The sequence below is a fragment of the Pseudomonas sp. JAI111 genome (assembly GCF_024809425.1).
In the GTDB taxonomy this organism is placed as follows: domain Bacteria; phylum Pseudomonadota; class Gammaproteobacteria; order Pseudomonadales; family Pseudomonadaceae; genus Aquipseudomonas.
The window spans coordinates 351,843-369,550 of record NZ_JANUCB010000007.1 but is presented as its reverse complement, the minus strand read 5'-3'; the positions used below and the strand labels follow the sequence as shown (position 1 = coordinate 369,550).

Annotated in this window: 10 protein-coding genes and 1 pseudogene; 7 read left to right on the top strand and 4 right to left on the bottom strand. The window is 59.8% G+C overall.

The window, feature by feature from the left end; genetic code table 11:
* Nucleotides 1–157 precede the first annotated feature (157 nt).
* Entirely contained in the window at nt 158–1,564 is a 1,407-nt protein-coding gene (glnA, locus tag HNR03_RS22275; RefSeq protein WP_010464555.1) for a glutamate--ammonia ligase, read from the bottom strand.
* Nucleotides 1,565–1,894: 330 nt separating this feature from the next.
* On the opposite strand from glnA, the gene thiI reads away from it, so the two are divergent.
* Nucleotides 1,895–3,349 carry a tRNA uracil 4-sulfurtransferase ThiI gene (thiI, locus tag HNR03_RS22270; RefSeq protein WP_259155762.1) on the top strand — a complete coding sequence of 485 codons (1,455 nt, stop codon included), beginning with the start codon at nt 1,895–1,897 and terminating at the stop codon, nt 3,347–3,349.
* A 139-nt stretch (nt 3,350–3,488) separates the two neighbouring features.
* Nucleotides 3,489–5,309, top strand: coding sequence for a translational GTPase TypA (gene typA / locus HNR03_RS22265; protein WP_007907857.1), 1,821 nt, complete (start codon nt 3,489–3,491; stop codon nt 5,307–5,309).
* A gap of 212 nt (nt 5,310–5,521) precedes the next feature.
* Here typA and HNR03_RS22260 read toward each other — a convergent pair whose 3' ends face one another.
* Nucleotides 5,522–5,962 carry a YkgJ family cysteine cluster protein gene (locus tag HNR03_RS22260; RefSeq protein ID WP_090188351.1) on the bottom strand — a complete coding sequence of 147 codons (441 nt, stop codon included), beginning with the start codon at nt 5,960–5,962 and terminating at the stop codon, nt 5,522–5,524.
* A 259-nt stretch (nt 5,963–6,221) separates the two neighbouring features.
* On the opposite strand from HNR03_RS22260, the gene HNR03_RS22255 reads away from it, so the two are divergent.
* The 5 genes from HNR03_RS22255 (at nt 6,222) to HNR03_RS22235 (ending at nt 15,706) form a co-directional block, all read left to right on the top strand.
* The gene (locus tag HNR03_RS22255) at nt 6,222–8,672 is read left to right on the top strand and encodes a glycogen/starch/alpha-glucan phosphorylase (RefSeq protein ID WP_259155760.1); all 2,451 of its coding nucleotides are present in this window, start codon (nt 6,222–6,224) and stop codon (nt 8,670–8,672) included.
* A gap of 221 nt (nt 8,673–8,893) precedes the next feature.
* Complete coding sequence (locus tag HNR03_RS22250) at nt 8,894–12,481, top strand: DUF2339 domain-containing protein (RefSeq protein ID WP_259155758.1); 3,588 nt, start codon at nt 8,894–8,896, stop codon at nt 12,479–12,481.
* Nucleotides 12,478–13,851, top strand: coding sequence for a DUF3999 domain-containing protein (locus HNR03_RS22245; protein WP_259155757.1), 1,374 nt, complete (start codon nt 12,478–12,480; stop codon nt 13,849–13,851). Before HNR03_RS22250 ends, HNR03_RS22245 begins: the two co-directional genes overlap by 4 nt.
* A gap of 238 nt (nt 13,852–14,089) precedes the next feature.
* Nucleotides 14,090–15,100, top strand: coding sequence for a class 1 fructose-bisphosphatase (locus HNR03_RS22240; RefSeq protein WP_259155756.1), 1,011 nt, complete (start codon nt 14,090–14,092; stop codon nt 15,098–15,100).
* A gap of 3 nt (nt 15,101–15,103) precedes the next feature.
* Entirely contained in the window at nt 15,104–15,706 is a 603-nt protein-coding gene (locus HNR03_RS22235) for a DUF924 family protein (RefSeq protein ID WP_259155755.1), read from the top strand.
* A 117-nt stretch (nt 15,707–15,823) separates the two neighbouring features.
* Here HNR03_RS22235 and HNR03_RS32020 read toward each other — a convergent pair whose 3' ends face one another.
* Both HNR03_RS32020 and HNR03_RS32015 read right to left on the bottom strand, forming a co-directional pair.
* Nucleotides 15,824–16,588 carry a methyl-accepting chemotaxis protein gene (locus tag HNR03_RS32020; RefSeq protein ID WP_405046077.1) on the bottom strand — a complete coding sequence of 255 codons (765 nt, stop codon included), beginning with the start codon at nt 16,586–16,588 and terminating at the stop codon, nt 15,824–15,826.
* Nucleotides 16,589–16,681: 93 nt separating this feature from the next.
* Nucleotides 16,682–17,704 (bottom strand): annotated as a pseudogene (locus tag HNR03_RS32015) (cache domain-containing protein); the annotation flags it as partial.
* Nucleotides 17,705–17,708: the final 4 nt, after the last annotated feature.

Genomic DNA, 17,708 nt, shown 5'->3' with positions numbered 1-17,708 from the left:
AAAGGTCATCAAGCGGATGGCTTACGGTTACCGGGACAGCGAGTTCTTTTTCATGAAGATCAAGAGCGTCTTTCCCGGTAATCCGTGAAGAACCAAAAAAAAGGCCTCCCGAAGGAGGCCTCTCTTTTGTCACGCCGCGTGGTGCAGCGCTACCGGATCAGCAGCTGTAGTACAGCTCGTATTCCAGTGGGTGTACGAAGGTACGAACCTTGATTTCTTCTTCGCTTTTCAGGGCGATGTAAGCGTCGATGAAGTCGTCGCTGAAAACGCCGCCTTTGGTCAGGAACGCACGACCTTTGTCCAGCTCTTCCAGGGCTTCTTTCAGGCTGCCGCAAACTTGTGGGATCTCTTTCGCCTCTTCAGGCGGCAGGTCGTACAGGTTTTTGTCAGCTGCGTCGCCAGGGTGGATCTTGTTCTGGATGCCGTCCAGGCCAGCCATCAACAGTGCAGCGAAGCCCAGGTACGGGTTGGCTGCCGGATCCGGGAAACGTGCTTCGATACGGCGAGCGCGAGGGCTGGACACGTAAGGAATACGGATCGAAGCGGAACGGTTGCGAGCCGAGTAGGCCAGCATTACTGGCGCTTCGAAACCTGGGACCAGACGCTTGTAGGAGTTGGTCGACGGGTTGGTGAAGCCGTTCAGGGCCTTACCGTGCTTGATGATACCGCCGATGAAGTACAGGGCGGTGTCGGACAGGCCGGCATAACCTTCGCCAGCGAAGGTGTTCTTGCCATCTTTGGCGATGGACAGGTGAACGTGCATACCCGAACCGTTGTCGCCGTACAGCGGCTTAGGCATGAAAGTCGCGGTGCGACCGTATGCATCAGCAACGTTGTGTACGCAGTATTTCAGGGTCTGAACTTCGTCAGCCTTGGCAACCAGGGTGTTGAACTTCACACCGATTTCGTTCTGGCCGGCAGTCGCCACTTCGTGGTGGTGAACTTCGATGACCAGGCCCATTTCTTCCATGGCGTTGCACATGGAGGTACGGATTTCGTGGTCGTGGTCGAACGGCGGAACCGGGAAGTAGCCGCCTTTGACGCCTGGACGGTGGCCTTTGTTGCCGCCTTCCACGTCCTGGTCGGACATCCACGAACCTTGTTCGGAGTAGATCTTGAACATGGAGCCGGAGATGTCGGACTTGAACTTCACTTCGTCGAAGATGAAGAATTCTGGCTCCGGGCCAACAAATACGGTGTCGCCGATACCGGTCGACTTCAGGTATTCCTCGGCACGCTTGGCGATCGCACGTGGGTCACGGTCGTAGCCTTGCATGGTCGAAGGCTCGATCACGTCGCAAACCAGGATCAGGGTTGGCTCTTCGGTGAACGGGTCGAGGACAGCGGTGCTGTCGTCCGGCATCAGGATCATGTCGGAAGCTTCGATGCCTTTCCAGCCAGCGATGGAGGAACCGTCGAACATTTTGCCTTCTTCGAAGAAAGCTTCATCCAGCGCGTCGCGAGCCGGCATGGTCACGTGGTGCTGAGTGCCTTTGGTGTCCGTGAAGCGCAGATCAATCCACTTGACGTCATGATCTTTGATGAGTTGAACCGACTTCGACATAGTGTCCTCCGGGTGGCTTCGGGCTTAGTAGTGGATGCCCTTAGAATGTGGGTGATGCCGGCGCGAATACTCTGCCAAGGCAACCTGCCTCACAAGGGAGCAAATTGCATGCCAGTGCCCCAGCATGGGTTTTTTGCCCCAATTTCACGCTTATAAACGTACAAAGCGGCATAAAGCTGAAAATCACGCCCTGTAATGTAGCGTTTAAATCGTCAAATGACCTGTTTTGGTGCGCGCGAAACCTTCTGCACATTAACTGGTTAAACCTTGAGCAATTTCCGCTATAATCCGCGCCCCCCTTTTTCGGCTGGGCCTGCGCGCGCTGTTTTCATGAAATTAATCGTAAAAGTCTTTCCCGAGATCACCATCAAGAGCCGCCCGGTACGGATGCGTTTCATCCGCCAGTTGGCCAAAAATATCCGTACCGTGCTCCGCGACCTGGACCCGGCTGTGGTGGTGAACGGTGTGTGGGACAATCTCGAGCTGGAAACCCGCGTCAGCGAGCCCAAGGCCCTGAAGGAGATGACCGAACGCCTGAGCTGCATGCCCGGCATCGCGCATTTCCTGCAGGTCGATGAATACCCGCTGGGCGACTTCGACGACATCGTCGCCAAGTGCAAGCAGCACTTCGGTGATTCGCTGGCCGGGAAGATCTTTTCGGTGCGCTGCAAGCGGGCTGGCAAGCATGAATTCAGCTCGATGGATGTCGAGAAATACGTCGGCAGCCAACTGCGTCGTCAGTGCGGCGCCGCCGGAATCTCGCTGAAAGAGCCGCAAATCGAAGTTCGCATCGAAATTCGCGACAAACGGTTGTTCGTGATCCACAGCCAGCACAACAGCATCGGCGGTTATCCGCTGGGAGCCCTGGAACAGACGCTTGTACTGATGTCTGGCGGCTTCGATTCCACCGTTGCTGCGTACCAGATCATGCGTCGCGGGCTGATGAGCCATTTCTGCTTCTTTAATCTGGGCGGACGTGCCCATGAACTGGGCGTCATGGAAGTCGCGCACTTCATCTGGAAGAAGTACGGCAGCTCCCAGCGCGTGTTATTTGTGAGTGTGCCGTTCGAGGAAGTACTGGGAGAAATTCTCGGTAAAGTCGATAACAGTCATATGGGTGTAGTTTTGAAGCGTATGATGTTGCGCGCTGCTTCCCGTATTGCCGATCGGCTGGACATCGAGGCGCTGGTCACCGGCGAAGCGATTTCCCAGGTGTCGAGCCAGACATTGCCGAACCTGTCCGTGATCGACTGCGTGACCGACAAGCTGGTCTTGCGTCCGCTGATCGCCAGTCACAAGCAGGACATCATCGATCTGGCCAACGAAATCGGCACTGCCGACTTCGCCAAGCACATGCCGGAATACTGCGGGGTCATTTCGGTGAACCCGAAAACCCACGCCAAGCGACCGCGCGTGGAGTACGAAGAACAACAGTTCGACATGGCAGTCCTTGAGCGTGCGCTCGAGAACGCCAAGCTGGTGCCGATCGATCGCGTGATCGACGAATTGGGCCAGGACTTGCAGATCGAAGAAGTCAGCGAAGCGCTGGCGGGGCAGATCATCATCGATATCCGTCATCCGGATGCCGCTGAAGACGACCCGCTGGAGCTCGCCGGCATTGAGGTACAGACGATGCCGTTTTATGCATTGAACGCTCGTTTCAAGGAACTGGACCCTACTCGCCAGTACCTGCTGTATTGCGACAAAGGCGTGATGAGTCGCCTGCATGCCCACCATTTGCTCAGTGAGGGGCATGCCAATGTGCGCGTTTATCGACCGAGCTAAGAGCCCGGGGCTGTATGCCTGTGGCCTGCGTCACCGGCCCCCCGACTCTGCCGTCAAGCTGTAACGGCAAGGCCTGACTCTACTGTAAATCGCTGCCAAGACTTGTCAGCACACCGAATCCTCTGATCGAGATACACAAGTGATCGAAAATCTACGCAACATCGCCATCATTGCTCACGTTGACCATGGTAAAACCACCCTGGTAGACAAACTCTTGCGTCAATCCGGCACCCTGGAGCGCAACGAGCTCAACGACGAGCGCGTGATGGACTCCAACGACCAGGAGAAAGAGCGCGGTATTACCATTCTGGCGAAAAACACCGCCATCAACTGGAACGGCTACCACATCAACATCGTGGACACCCCGGGCCACGCCGACTTCGGCGGCGAAGTTGAACGCGTAATGTCGATGGTCGACTCCGTTCTGCTGCTGGTTGACGCTCAAGACGGCCCTATGCCGCAAACCCGTTTCGTGACCAAGAAGGCTTTCGAAGCCGGCCTGCGTCCAATCGTGGTCATCAACAAGGTCGACCGTCCAGGCGCGCGTCCGGACTGGGTTCTGGACCAGATCTTCGACCTGTTCGACAACCTCGGTGCCACCGAAGAACAGCTGGACTTCAAAGTCGTCTACGCCTCGGCCCTGAACGGCATTGCCGGTCTGGAACACACCGACATGGCTGAAGACATGACCCCGCTGTACCAGTCGATCGTCGACAACGTACCTGCGCCGAAAGTCGACCGTGACGGTCCGTTCCAGATGCAGATCTCCGCTCTGGACTACAACAGCTTCCTGGGTGTTATCGGCGTTGGCCGTATCGCTCGTGGTCGCATCAAGCCGAACACTCCGGTTGTCGCTATCGACGCCGACGGCAAGAAGCGCAACGGCCGTATCCTGAAGCTGATGGGTCACCACGGTCTGCACCGCATCGACGTTGAAGAAGCAGCTGCCGGCGACATCGTCTGCATCAGCGGCTTCGACCAGCTGTTCATCTCCGACACTCTGTGCGACCCACTGAACGTCGAAGCGATGAAGCCGCTGACCGTTGACGAACCAACCGTTTCCATGACCTTCCAGGTAAACGACTCGCCTTTCTGCGGTAAAGAAGGCAAGTTCGTCACCAGCCGTAACATCAAGGAACGTCTGGACAAGGAACTGCTCTACAACGTTGCCCTGCGCGTTGAAGAAGGCGACACCGCCGACAAGTTCAAAGTCTCCGGCCGTGGTGAGCTGCACCTCTCGGTACTGATCGAAACCATGCGTCGCGAAGGCTTCGAAATGGGTGTTGGTCGTCCGGAAGTGATCATCCGCATGGTTGACGGCGTCAAGCACGAACCGTACGAAAACGTGACCATCGACCTGCCGGAAGAATCGCAAGGTTCGATCATGGAACAGATCGGTATCCGTAAAGGCGACCTGACCAACATGGTTCCGGATGGCAAGGGCCGTGTGCGCCTTGAGTACAACATCCCGGCTCGTGGCTTGATCGGTTTCCGTAACGAGTTCCTGACCCTGACCTCCGGTGCAGGCATCCTGACCTCGATCTTCGACCGTTACGACGTGATGAAGTCCGGCGACATGTCCGGCCGTCAGAACGGCGTGCTGGTTTCGGTTGCTACCGGTAAGGCTCTGACTTACTCGCTGGAAACCCTGCAAGCTCGCGGCAAACTGTTCCTGGGTCACGGTGAAGACGTGTACGAAGGTCAAATCGTCGGCATCAACAGCCGCGACAACGACCTTGGCGTCAACCCAACCAAAGGCAAGAAGCTCGACAACATGCGTGCTTCGGGTAAAGACGAAACCATCGCTCTGGTTCCGCCTATCCGCTTCACCCTGGAGCAGGCTCTGGAATTCGTTCAAGAAGACGAATTGTGCGAAGTCACTCCTAAGTCCATCCGTCTTCGCAAGAAGATCCTGGGCGAAAGCGAGCGTACCCGCGCTGCGAAAAAAGCTGGTAACTAAGTCATTTAGTTAGCTGCAAAAAAACGCCCCCGACTGCAAGGTCGGGGGCGTTTTTGTTTGTCTGGGGTTTGTGCAGTGTTTGTGCTGACCTCATCGCGAGCAAGCCCGCTCCCACAGTGATTTTGGGTGTTCACATAAGTTGTGTTTAGCGCCGAACCCTGTGGGAGCGGGCTTGCCCGCGATGAGGCCCGGTCAGGCAGCGAGATCCTGGATCAGAATTTTTCGAGCGTGCGACGGCTCTCGCTGCTCTCGCGCGCCACTTCCTTGGGCTTGTAAGCGCAGTACCCCGGACGCGGGCCGATCTTGGGGTGATTGCGGCAAGTATCCGGGCGCTTTTCATAAATAGTGCACAGACGGCTCTTACGATCCAGGTACAGGCAATCGTTGTTGCTCATGCGCTGGAGCGTGAAGATTTCGGATTTTTGGTTGTAGCGCTCGACGATTCCTTCCTTCTGCAGGCGCTTGGCGATGTTCTTCGCCGGTTCGCCGCGCTCGAACTCGTCGACGATGCCGATACGGATCAGATCCTTGATCTTGACCTCGACCGGCAACGTGCAGCAACTGGACACACAGGAACCGCACATTGGCGCAGAATACTTGGCCCAGGTGTCGAGGCGATCGATCTCGGCGGCAGCGATCAGGTTGGACTTCATCATCGGTTGTTACCAGCGTGTGCATCAGGGCGCGCGATCATACCGGGACTGGTGGATTTTTGAACAACCTTTCGCCAGTTTTTTTTGACAACCGTCCGATATCACCGTTAATCCGGCACGGCCCCTGCATTGATTAAGGCACATGACAATGTAATGTCGGCCTATCTCGCACTATCAGGAAAAACTGCCGAACCAGAGCCTCCGCGGCCGGTCAGACCGTCTAGGCTCAACAACTCCACGCTCGCTCGAGGTCCTATCGATGACTCAAGAACCACTTGTTCGCGAAGCAGAGGTGGCCGCATTCCGCGACGCCGTCTTGACCAAACTCACCTACGCGGTGGGCAAAGACCCGGATCACGCGTTTGACCACGACTGGTTCGAAGCGATTGCATTGGCAGCGCGCGATCACATGGTCGAGCACTGGATGGATCACACCCGGCAGATCTACCGCAAAGGTCAGAAACGGGTTTACTACCTCTCCCTGGAATTTCTCATCGGCCGGCTGCTCTACGACAGCCTGAGCAACCTCGGCCTGCTGGACGTCGCCCGTGAGGCCCTGACCGAACTGGGCGTCGACCTCGAACGCATTCGCCTGCTGGAGCCAGACGCGGCCCTGGGCAACGGCGGCCTCGGTCGCCTGGCAGCGTGCTTTATGGAAAGCATGTCGACCCTGGGCATTGCCGGCCACGGCTATGGCATTCGTTATGAACACGGTTTGTTCCGCCAGGCCATCGTCGATGGTTGGCAGCAGGAACAAACCGAACACTGGCTGGATTTCGGCAACCCTTGGGAATTTGAACGGCCAGAGGTGGTTTACCCGATCGGTTTTGGCGGCAGTGTCGAAACCGTCACCGACGAAGCCGGCAAGACCAAACAGGTCTGGACCCCGGTGGAAACCGTTCGCGCCATTGCTTACGACACGCCGGTGGTTGGCTGGCGCGGGGCGAGCGTCAATACGCTGCGCCTGTGGCGTGCCCGGGCGGTGGAAGATTTGCACCTGGAACGCTTCAACGCCGGTGACCACTTGGGCGCGGTAGCCGAAGTTGCCCGGGCGGAAAGTATCTCGCGCGTCCTCTACCCGGCCGACAGTACCGAAGCCGGCCAGGAACTGCGTCTGCGCCAGGAATACTTCTTCGTCGCTGCGTCCTTGCAGGACTTGCTGCGCCGACACCGCAATATGCACACCTCAGTGCTGACGCTGGGCGATCACGCAGCCATCCAGCTCAACGACACCCACCCTTCGATTGCTGTGGCAGAGCTGATGCGCCAACTCGTTGACGTCTACGACGTCGCTTGGGATGCGGCATGGCAAGTCACCGTCGACACGCTCTCGTACACCAACCACACGTTGCTGCCCGAAGCGCTGGAAACCTGGCCGGTCGGTTTGATGGAGCGCATGCTGCCGCGGCACATGCAGATCATCTACCAGATCAACGCCCAGCACATCGACTCGCTGCGCGCCAAAGGCATTCACGACTTCGACGTGCTGCGCGCGGTGTCGCTGATCGAAGAAGACAATGGCCGCCGCGTGCGCATGGGCAACCTGGCGTTCCTCGGTTCCCACAGCGTCAACGGTGTGTCCGCGCTGCACACGCAGTTGATGCGCAAAACCGTGTTCTCGGAACTGCACAAACTCTATCCGGAGCGGATCAACAACAAGACCAACGGCATCACCTTCCGACGCTGGCTCTATCAGGCTAACCCCGAGCTGACGTCAATGATGGTCGACGCTCTCGGCCCGGACCTGCTGGACAACCCTGAAGCACGCCTGAAGGATCTGGAGCCGTTCGCCGAGAAAGCTGCGTTCCGCAAAGCTTTCGCCGAGCAGCGGCTGCACAGCAAAAAAGCCTTGGCGTACCTGATTCATGAGCGACTGGGGATCGCGGTCAATCCGGCGGCGATGTTCGATGTCCAGGTCAAACGGATTCACGAATACAAACGTCAGTTGCTCAACCTGATGCACACCGTGGCGTTGTATCAGGCGATTCGCGCCGAGCCTGAAATCGACTGGGTGCCGCGGGTGAAGATTTTCGCCGGCAAGGCAGCGGCCAGTTATCACCAGGCCAAGCTGATTATCAAACTGACCAACGACATTGCCCGGGTGGTGAACAACGACCCGACCGTGCGTGGTTTGCTCAAAGTGGTGTTCCTGCCCAACTACAACGTCAGTTTGGCGGAGAGCATCATTCCGGCGGCGGATTTGTCGGAGCAGATTTCCACCGCGGGCTTTGAAGCATCGGGCACCAGCAACATGAAATTCGGCCTCAACGGCGCGCTGACCATCGGCACCCTCGATGGCGCCAACGTCGAAATGTGCGAATTCATCGGCGCCGAGCACATGTTCATTTTCGGCCTCAGCGCCCAGCAGGTTGAAGCGCGCAAGCAGAACCATGAGTTCAATGCGACGCCGGACATTGCCGCATCACACCGCTTGAATGACGTGCTGCAGGCGATTCGTGGCGGGGTGTTCTCGCCGGATGATCCGGCCCGTTACACAGGCTTGATCGATTCGCTGATCGACTACGACCGCTTCCTGGTCTGCGCCGATTTTGATTCCTACTGGGACGCGCAGATGCGCGTGGAAGCCCATTGGCACGATTCGCAAGCCTGGTGGCGTTCGGCAGTGTTGAACACCTCCCGGATGGGCTGGTTCTCGTCCGACCGGACCATTCGCGAGTACGCCACGGAGATTTGGAAAGCTCTGGAGTAACTTTTAGCAATAATTGCGAGCAAGGCCCGACGGTTGTTGGGCCTGATCGATATACTAAGCAGCAGTTTCAGTGAGCGCTGCGCGCTCAATCGCGGGCAAGCCACGCTCCCACAGGACTTCATGGGTCGCAAGATCGACATATGACCTGTGGGAGCGTGGCTTGCCCGCGATGGCGTCAGCGTAGGCGCCACAAGGCAATGGGCCGCTTAGGGATATCGACCATGCAATGGATTTTCATGCTGATTGGGCTGGTGCTGGGCTGGATACTTGACGAGTCGTTCAGCGATGCGCTGTTGGGCGCGCTGCTCGGGTTGGGTATTGGCCAGGCCATCCGTATCGCTCGCTTGGGTTCACAAACGGCCGAGCAACGCGTTCTTCTGGAGCAGGCACAGGTTGCGCTCAATGCCGTGCAGCAACGCCTGGCATTGCTCGAAGTGTCTGGCGTCAAGGCGCCTGAGACCAGCGAGTCGGTGGTCAGCGAACCCGCCCCGACACCTGAATTCACACTCGACGAAATCCCCGTCGAGGCCCCGGAGCTGATCTGGGACCTCCCACCTGAACTCCAATCGGTCACTGCTGCAGCCACTGAAACCAGTCGCCCGCTGCCAGTCGATGTCTGGAAGCCCGAGCCCGTCGCTCGCGAGCCGCAACAACCCGCCATTCCTCGTGGCCCCAATTTTATTGACCGAGCCATCAGCGGCGCCCGTAACTGGCTGTTCGGCGGCAACACCGTGCTGCGGGTCGGCGTGGTGCTGTTGTTTCTCGGCCTGGCCTTCCTGCTGCGTTATGCCACTGAAGGCATGGTGGTGCCGATCGAGCTGCGTTATGCCGGGGTGGCAGCAGTTGCGCTGGGCTTGCTCGGGTTGGGCTGGTGGCTGCGCCATCGCAATAACAATTACGCATTGATGCTGCAAGGCACCGGGATTGCCGTGTTGTACCTGACGGTGTTCGCCGCCATGCGGTTGCATCCGCTGCTTGATCCAACGGCAGCCCTGGGCCTGTTGGTGGCGGTGACCGTGTTCTCTGCGATTCTGGCAATCACCCAGGATTCCCTGGCGCTGGCGTGTGTCGCCGCACTGGGCGGTTTCGCCGCGCCGATCCTGACGTCGACCGGTGCCGGCAACCATGTTGCGCTGTTCAGCTATTTCGCCTTGCTCAATGCCGGCATCCTCGCCATCTCCTGGTTCAAGGCCTGGCGTCTGCTCAACCTGATCGGCTTTGTCGGCACCTTCGGCATTGGCTTCGCCTGGGGACTGCGCTCCTACACGCCGGAACTGCTGTGGAGCACTGAGCCGTTCCTGATCCTGTTCTTCCTGATGTACCTGGCCATCGGCCTGCTGTTCACCCGGCGCAAGCTGCTGGAAATGAGCGACGCGCCCGAAGACGACAGCCGCGAGGCGTTGCTGCGCTGGTCGGCAGCTAAAGGCGATTACGTCGACGCAACGATGTTGTTCGGCCCGCCTCTGGTGGGCTTCGGTTTGCAGTTCGCGCTGGTTCAGCATCTGGAATTTGCCACGGCGTTCAGCGCATTGGCGTTAGGCATGATCTACATGGGGCTCGCTCGTCTGCTGATGGGCGGACGGGCGTTGCTGCTGGCGGAAACCTGTCTGGCGCTGGGCGTGATCTTCGCCAGCCTGGCGATTCCGCTGGGGCTGGACGCTCGCTGGACGTCAGCCGCTTGGGCTGTAGAAGGTGCGGGGATTTTCTGGCTCGGTCTGCGTCAGCAACGACCGCTGGCCCGGGCGTTTGCCTTGCTGCTGCAACTCGGTTCCGCGCTGGCGTTTCTCAGTGAGCTGCGCACGGGCGAAAGCAGCCTGCTCGACGGCGCTCCGCTGGGTGCGTTGATGCTCGGTGCGGCGTTGCTGTTCAGCTTCTACCAATTGCGCAAAGCCTTGCCCGAGCAAACGTCGGACTGGGAGCGCAAAGGATTACCGGTCCTGGCGTGTCTTGCTCTGACGTTCCTCTATTTGCTGGCGCCGTTGTTCTTCTTCACCCAGGGCACTGCAATCAGTTGGGCATTGGCCGGCCTGGCGACCTTGTTTGTCGGCCTGCGCCTGCAATCGCGCACGTTCCTGTTCAGCGCATTCGCCGTGCAGTTGCTCGGCGGTGCGTTGTTCCTGCTGCGATTGCAGGGCGCTGGCGGTGAGTCCGGCGCCGTGTTCAGCGCGGGCTGGAGCGGCTTGCTCAGCGCGTCCCTGATTGGCCTGGCACTGATCGCCGGCATGTTGCTCGCCGCGCGTGACGACATGGTGCGCAACGACGTTCGACTGTTGCGTGGCTTGTCGGTGGTGCTGCTGGCCGGTCTGGTGCTGATCAATCTGGCCGTGCTGTTCGTGCTGCCCTGGCAAACCGCGAGTGCGGTGTGGGCGGCCAGCGGTTTGTTCATCATTTGGCTCAGTCTGTACCTCAAGCAACGGGTGAGTTTCATCTTCGGCCTGTTGTTGCAGGTCATCGGCGGCGGCGCGTTTCTGCTGGCCGGGCCGGACCTGCTTGGCCCGCTGGCCAGCGAAGGTATGAGGCCGCTGGCGCACAGCGGTTTCTGGACGCCATTGGTGTTGGGCCTGGCCGCGTTGGTCGGGGCCTGGCGCTTGCAGCTCGGCAATCACGGCTCGGCGTTCGATGCGCTGAGTTTGCAGCGATTATCTGAAGTGTTGCTGGTGTGGGGCGCGGGTTGGTGGGCACTGGCGTGGATCAGCGAAGTGCTGCGCTTTGCGCCGTTGAATCTGCAAGCGACGTGGTTGCTGGCGGTCACGGCCGTGAGCGTGGCGCTGTGGGCGGCGTTGGCATTGCGCCTGAAATGGCCGTCCCTCGGCCTGCTCTGCACTTTGCTGATACCCGCCGCCGCGCTTGTGTTGCTCGCCGCGTGGCATTCGCGTTATCACCCGGCCGCCGACTTTGGCTGGCTGGTGTGGACGGCTGTGTTTGCCGTGCATTTCGTCTCCCTGCGACGCTTGGCGCCAATGCTGCCGGCCCGCGCCTTGAGCACCGCCCATGTGCTCGGCGCCTGGCTGTTGATCGGCGTGCTGGCGCTGGAGCTGCGTTACGGTTTGCTGCTGTTGTCCGAGCAGTACAACGCCTGGCGCTGGCTGGGTTGGGCGATCCTGCCGAGCCTGTATCTGGTGCTGATGGCTGCGCCGCGCAATTGGCCATGGCCGGTGTCGACGTACGCTCGCGAGTATCGTGTCTACGCTGCGGCACCGCTGGCGTTGCTGATGCTTGGCTGGTTCTGGCTGGCGAACATCGCCAGTGACGGCACCGCCGAGCCGCTGCCCTATGTGCCGCTGATCAACCCGTTGGAGCTGGGCCTGCTGTTTGCGCTGTTCGGCGTTTATGTCTGGTCCCGCAGCGCCGTGGAGCAATTGGCGATTCGCAAGGACTACGCCGAACAGGCCACGCAACTGATCGCCGGTGTCTCGTTGTTCGCCTTCTTTACCGCGCTTGTGATGCGCACTGCTCACCATTGGGGCGGCGTGACGTTTGAGCTGGATGCCTTGCTCGAATCGATGCTGGTGCAGGCCGGTTTGTCGATCGTCTGGACCCTGATGGCGCTGAGCCTGATGATCGGCGGCCATCTGCGGCATCGCCGCGAAGTCTGGCTGATCGGCGCCGCGCTGATCGGCGTGGTGGTGGCCAAACTGTTCTTTGTCGAACTGAGTAACCGCGGCGGCCTGGCGCGGATCGTGTCGTTTATCGGCGTCGGTGTCTTGCTGTTGGTAGTGGGCTATTTCGCTCCGCTGCCGCCCAAGCGCGCCGAGGCTATACCGGATGCTGAAAAACCGGCCCCGCAAACCGAAGGAGTGTCGTCTTGAGTCAGAAGCTGAACCTGGGCTGGTTGGGCGCTGTTGCGCTGGGTGTGGCGCTGTCGGCCAACGCCCAGGAAAAACCGGCGGACTTCGCCACGCAAGTGCCGTTGTCGGTGAGCGGCGAGGGGCCATGGTATCGCCTTGAATTGCCCTTGGCCGTGCAGCTCAATGCACGGCAAACGGATCTCAGCGATGTTCGTGTGTTCAACGCCGCCGGCGAGGCCCAGGCCTACGCCTTGGCTCGCGAAATAGCGTCAACCCGCGAGAGCCGCGCTCTGACCGACGTGAAATGGTTCCCGCTGTACAACACCGCGGACGCCACGGAGCGCGCGCCGGGCATACGCGTGCAATCGACTGCGAGCGGCACGTTGGTCGAAGTGCAGCCCTCCACTGAGCTGGAGGCGGGCGAGGAAGTGCTGCGTGGCTGGTTGCTCGACGCCAGCGGCATCAAGGCGCCCTTGCAGCAGTTGGTCCTTGACTGGACCAGCGAGCGCGATGGCTTCCAGCGTTTCAGCATCGAGGCCAGCGACGACTTGCAGCATTGGCAGTCGTGGGGCGAAGGGCAGGTAGCGCGCCTGACGTTTGCCGACGAACGGGTCGAGCAACATGAGGTGGGGCTTCCGGGACAACCGGCGCGGTATCTGCGCTTGCTGTGGAATTCATCGCAATCGGCGCCGACGCTGACGTCGGCGCAACTGGAAAGCGCCAGCACGCGCAGCCTGCCGCTGCCGTTGGTCTGGTCGCAACCGTTGGCCGGCAGCAGCGTGAAGAGCGGTGAATACACCTGGCAATTGCCGATGGGGCTGAATGTCGAGCGCGTGCAGGTCGAATTGAGTCAGCCCAACAGCCTGGCGCCGGTGACGTTGTCCGGACGGCGCGAGAGCAGCCTGCCGTGGCAGTCCCTGAGCAGCGGGTTGCTCTATCGCCTGACCCAGAATGGCCAGGACGTGGTGCAGAACGAATTGCAGCTGTCGGGGCAAACCGTGCAGCAACTGAAGCTGGTCGTGGACGAACGCGGCGGTGGCTTTGGCGCACAAGCGCCGACGTTGAAGTTTGCCGTGCGCTCGACGCAGGTGGTGTTCCTGGCCCGTGGCGCCGGCCCTTACACGCTGGCGCTGGGCAGCGCCACGGTGAAGGCCGCGAACCTGCCGTTGTCGACGCTTGTTCCTGATTACAGCGCCGCGAAGTTTGCCACGTTGGGCAAGGCTTCGGTCGAAGGCGCGGCAGTGGTGAGCAGCACTTCCACGGCGACAGCGGCAGCGACGACTGACACCAACTGGAAGAAATTCGGGCTGTGGGCGGTGTTGTTGCTGGGCGTTTTGTTCCTGGCGGCGATGGCGTTCAGCTTGCTGCGAAAACCGCCTGTCAAACCTTGAAAGCGGGTGCTGCGCACCCGATCGCGAGCAGGCTCGCTCCCACAGGGGAATGCGAACTCCTGTGGGAGCGAGCCTGCTCGCGATAGCGGTATATCTGACGGTAAAATGCCCGTTTCGAACTACGCTCAACCGGGCGCATGAACTCTATTGGGCGGATCACGTCTGATAGGAGGAAATGCGCCTCGACTCGCGTTAAACTGCGCGGGTTTTTTAGCCCCCAATTCCACCGGAGCCTTCCATGTCCCGCGTTACCCTGAGTCGCTATTTGATTGAGCAGACCCGTAGCAACAACACCCCTGCCGATCTGCGTTTCCTGATCGAAGTGGTGGCGCGTGCTTGCAAGGAAATCAGCCACGCCGTTTCCAAAGGCGCCCTGGGCGGTGTTCTGGGCAGCATGGGCACTGAAAACGTCCAAGGCGAAGTGCAGAAGAAGCTTGATGTGATGTCCAACGACATCCTGCTCGAAGCCAACGAATGGGGCGGTCACCTGGCCGGCATGGCGTCCGAAGAAATGGACAATGCCTACCAGATTCCGGGCAAATACCCGAAAGGCGCCTACCTGCTGGTATTCGACCCACTGGACGGTTCGTCGAACATCGACATCAACGCGCCGGTCGGAACAATCTTCTCGGTACTGCGTTGCCCGAATGAATACCTGACCCAGAACGAGCCTTTGAACGAAAAGGCCTTCCTGCAGCCAGGCACTCAGCAGGTTGCCGCCGGTTACGCGATTTACGGTCCACAGACCATGCTGGTGCTGACCCTGGGCAATGGCGTGAAAGGCTTTACCCTCGACCGTGAAATGGGCAGCTTCGTGCTGACCCATGAAGACATCACGATCCCGGAATCCACGCAGGAATTCGCGATCAACTCGTCCAACCAGCGTCACTGGGAAGCGCCGGTACAGCGCTACGTCAGCGAATTGCTGGCTGGCGATGAAGGTCCACTGAAAAAGAACTACAACATGCGCTGGGTCGCCGCGATGGTTGCCGACGTGCACCGTATCCTGACCCGTGGCGGTCTGTTCATGTACCCACGCGACAGCCGCGAACCCTCGAAGCCGGGCAAACTGCGCTTGATGTACGAAGCCAACCCGATGTCGTTCCTGGTTGAACAGGCTGGCGGCGCTTCCACCGACGGCCATCAGCGCATCCTCGACATCAAGCCTGATGGCTTGCACCAGCGTGTCGCGGTGTTCCTCGGTTCCAAAGAAGAAGTCGCACGCATCACGGCTTACCACAAGGAATAAACCATGTCCGCGCCCTGGCAGCCGTTGCTCGACTGGTGGTTCGGAAACTTCGAATCCCCCAGCGAGATAGCGGCGCAAAAGGGCAGGTTATGGTTCGGCAAGCGCGACAGCCAGGACCTCGAAGCGCGCGAGCGTTTCGGGGACTGGGTCGAGCAGGCACTGGCCGGCGGTTTGACTGACTGGGCGCAACGCCCCGAAGGTTGGCTGGCCCTGGTGCTGCTGCTCGATCAACTCCCGCGCATGATCTATCGCGACACTCCCAAATCGTTCTCTGGTGATCTACGGGCCCAAAAACTCGTGGCGCAAGGCATTGCTGCGGATTTCGATCGCCAGTTGCGGCCGATTCAGCGGGTGTTTATCTACCTGGTGTTTGAGCATTGCGAGAATCTGGCGGTGCAGAACGAGGCGGTTTCGCGATACATCGACCTGGTTGCGCAGCAGCCGGAAGCCGACCGTGCCCTGTTTACCGATTACCTGAGTTATGCCGAAAAGCATCAGCAAGTGATTGCGCGGTTTGGGCGGTTTCCGCACAGGAATGCGGTGTTGGGAAGGAAGTCGACGGCAGAGGAAATCGAGTTTCTTTCGGGGTCTGGGTCTCGCTTTTAGTTTTCTGCTGTAGCTGATGCCGCCATCGCCAGCAGGCTGGCTCCCACATTTGGTTTGTGTCGTTCACAAATCCCCTGTGGGAGCCAGCCTGCTGGCGATGGGTCCAGTGAAAGCAGCTTAAATCCGGAAACTACCCACCAACTGCTTCAACCGCGCCGCCTGCTGCTCAAGATCCGAGCAAGCCCGCAAGGTCGCCTGCAGGTTCTCCACGCCTTCCTGGTTCAGCGTGTTGATCTCGGTGATGTCGACGTTGATCGACTCCACGACAGCGGTCTGCTCTTCGGTCGCCGTGGCCACCGACTGGTTCATTCCGTCGATCTCGCCAATGCGCTGAGTCACGCTGCTCAGGCGCTCGCCCGCCTGATTGGCGATGCCCACGCTGCTTTCACTCTGACGCTGGCTGTCGGTCATGGTGCTGACCGCCTCGCGGGCGCCGACTTGCAGTTCCTCGATCATCTTCTGCACTTGCTGCGCCGAATCCTGGGTGCGGTGGGCGAGGTTGCGCACTTCATCCGCCACCACGGCAAAGCCACGGCCGGCTTCACCGGCGCGTGCCGCTTCGATGGCGGCGTTCAGCGCCAGCAGGTTGGTCTGCTGCGAGATGCTGGTGATCACTTCCAGAATCTGTCCGATGTTCACGGTATTGCTGTTGAGCGTTTCGATGTTGCCGCACGAATCGCTGATCTTCGCCGAGAGCTGCTGCATCGCTGCGATGGTTTTATCCACCACTTGCTGGCCATCTTCAGCCAATTCGCGGGCGTCGCTCGAATGCTGGGAGGCGAGGGCGGCGTTCTGGGCGATTTCCTGAGCCGCGGCGCCCAGCTCGTTGATGGCGGCGGCCACGCTGCTGGTGCGCGAAGCTTGTTGATCGGAGTTGAACATCGATGAGTTCGACGCGGCCACCACGCGCAGCGCGACTTCGTTGACCTGGCCGGTGGCCGAGGCGACTTCGCGGATCGAGGTGTGAATACGCTCCACAAAGCGGTTGAACGACATGCCCAGCGCACCGAATTCATCGTGGCCATGGATGGTCAGGCGCTTGGTCAGGTCGCCTTCTCCCTCGGCGATGTCATGCATGGCGCGACCCATGGTCAGCAAGGGCTGCATCAGGAAACTGATCAGCATACCCAGCAGCGCGATGATGATAACCACGGCAATGACCATGGCGATGATCGCTGAGGTGCGGAATTCGCTGAGCATCGAGAATGCAGTGTCTTGATCCAGCACCAGCGCCACGTACCAGTCGGCTGACGGCACGCCGTTGACGTGGGTGAAGGAGATGAATTGGGTCTTGCCGTCGAGTTCGACTTCTTTCATGCCCGGACTGACTTTCGGTGCGCCGTTAGGGTAGGCCTCGGCGAGGGTTTTGAGCACCAGTTTGCTGTCCGGGTGGATCAGGATCTTACCGTCGGCGCTGACGATAAACGCATGGCCGTGACCACCGAAGTTCAGCGAGTTGATGATCGCGCTGACGCTGGACAGGTCGATGTCCGCGCCGGCAACGCCGATCATCTGGCCCTGATGCTGCACCGGCGTGGCCACGGTGATCACCAGTTTGCCTGAAGAAGCTGCGATGTACGGCTCGGTAACGATGGTCTGTTGCGCGCTGTTGGCGGCCTTGTACCAGCCGCGAGCGCGGGGATCGTAATCCGCGGCGCGATTGCCGGCAGGGACCGAGAACATCACGCCATCAGTGCCGCCGAAGTAGCTGAGCTGGAAGTTGCTGGTGTAGGCCGGCAAGTCGATGGCGCGTTTGAGGTTGGCTTGGGCACTGCCGTCCACGGCAATCTGCTGGGACAGCGATTGCAGTAACTGAATACGGCTTTCGAGCCAGGTCTTGATGTTGCTGGTGGTCAGGCTGCCGAGTTCCTGCATCGAAGATTCGGTGCTGCTGCGCAGGGTCTGGCGCTGGCGGTAGTCGTTGAACAAGATAAAGCAGGCGAACGCAACGGCGACCACGAGGGCGGCTGCCAGCAGGATCTTGTGGCTGAATTTCATGTTT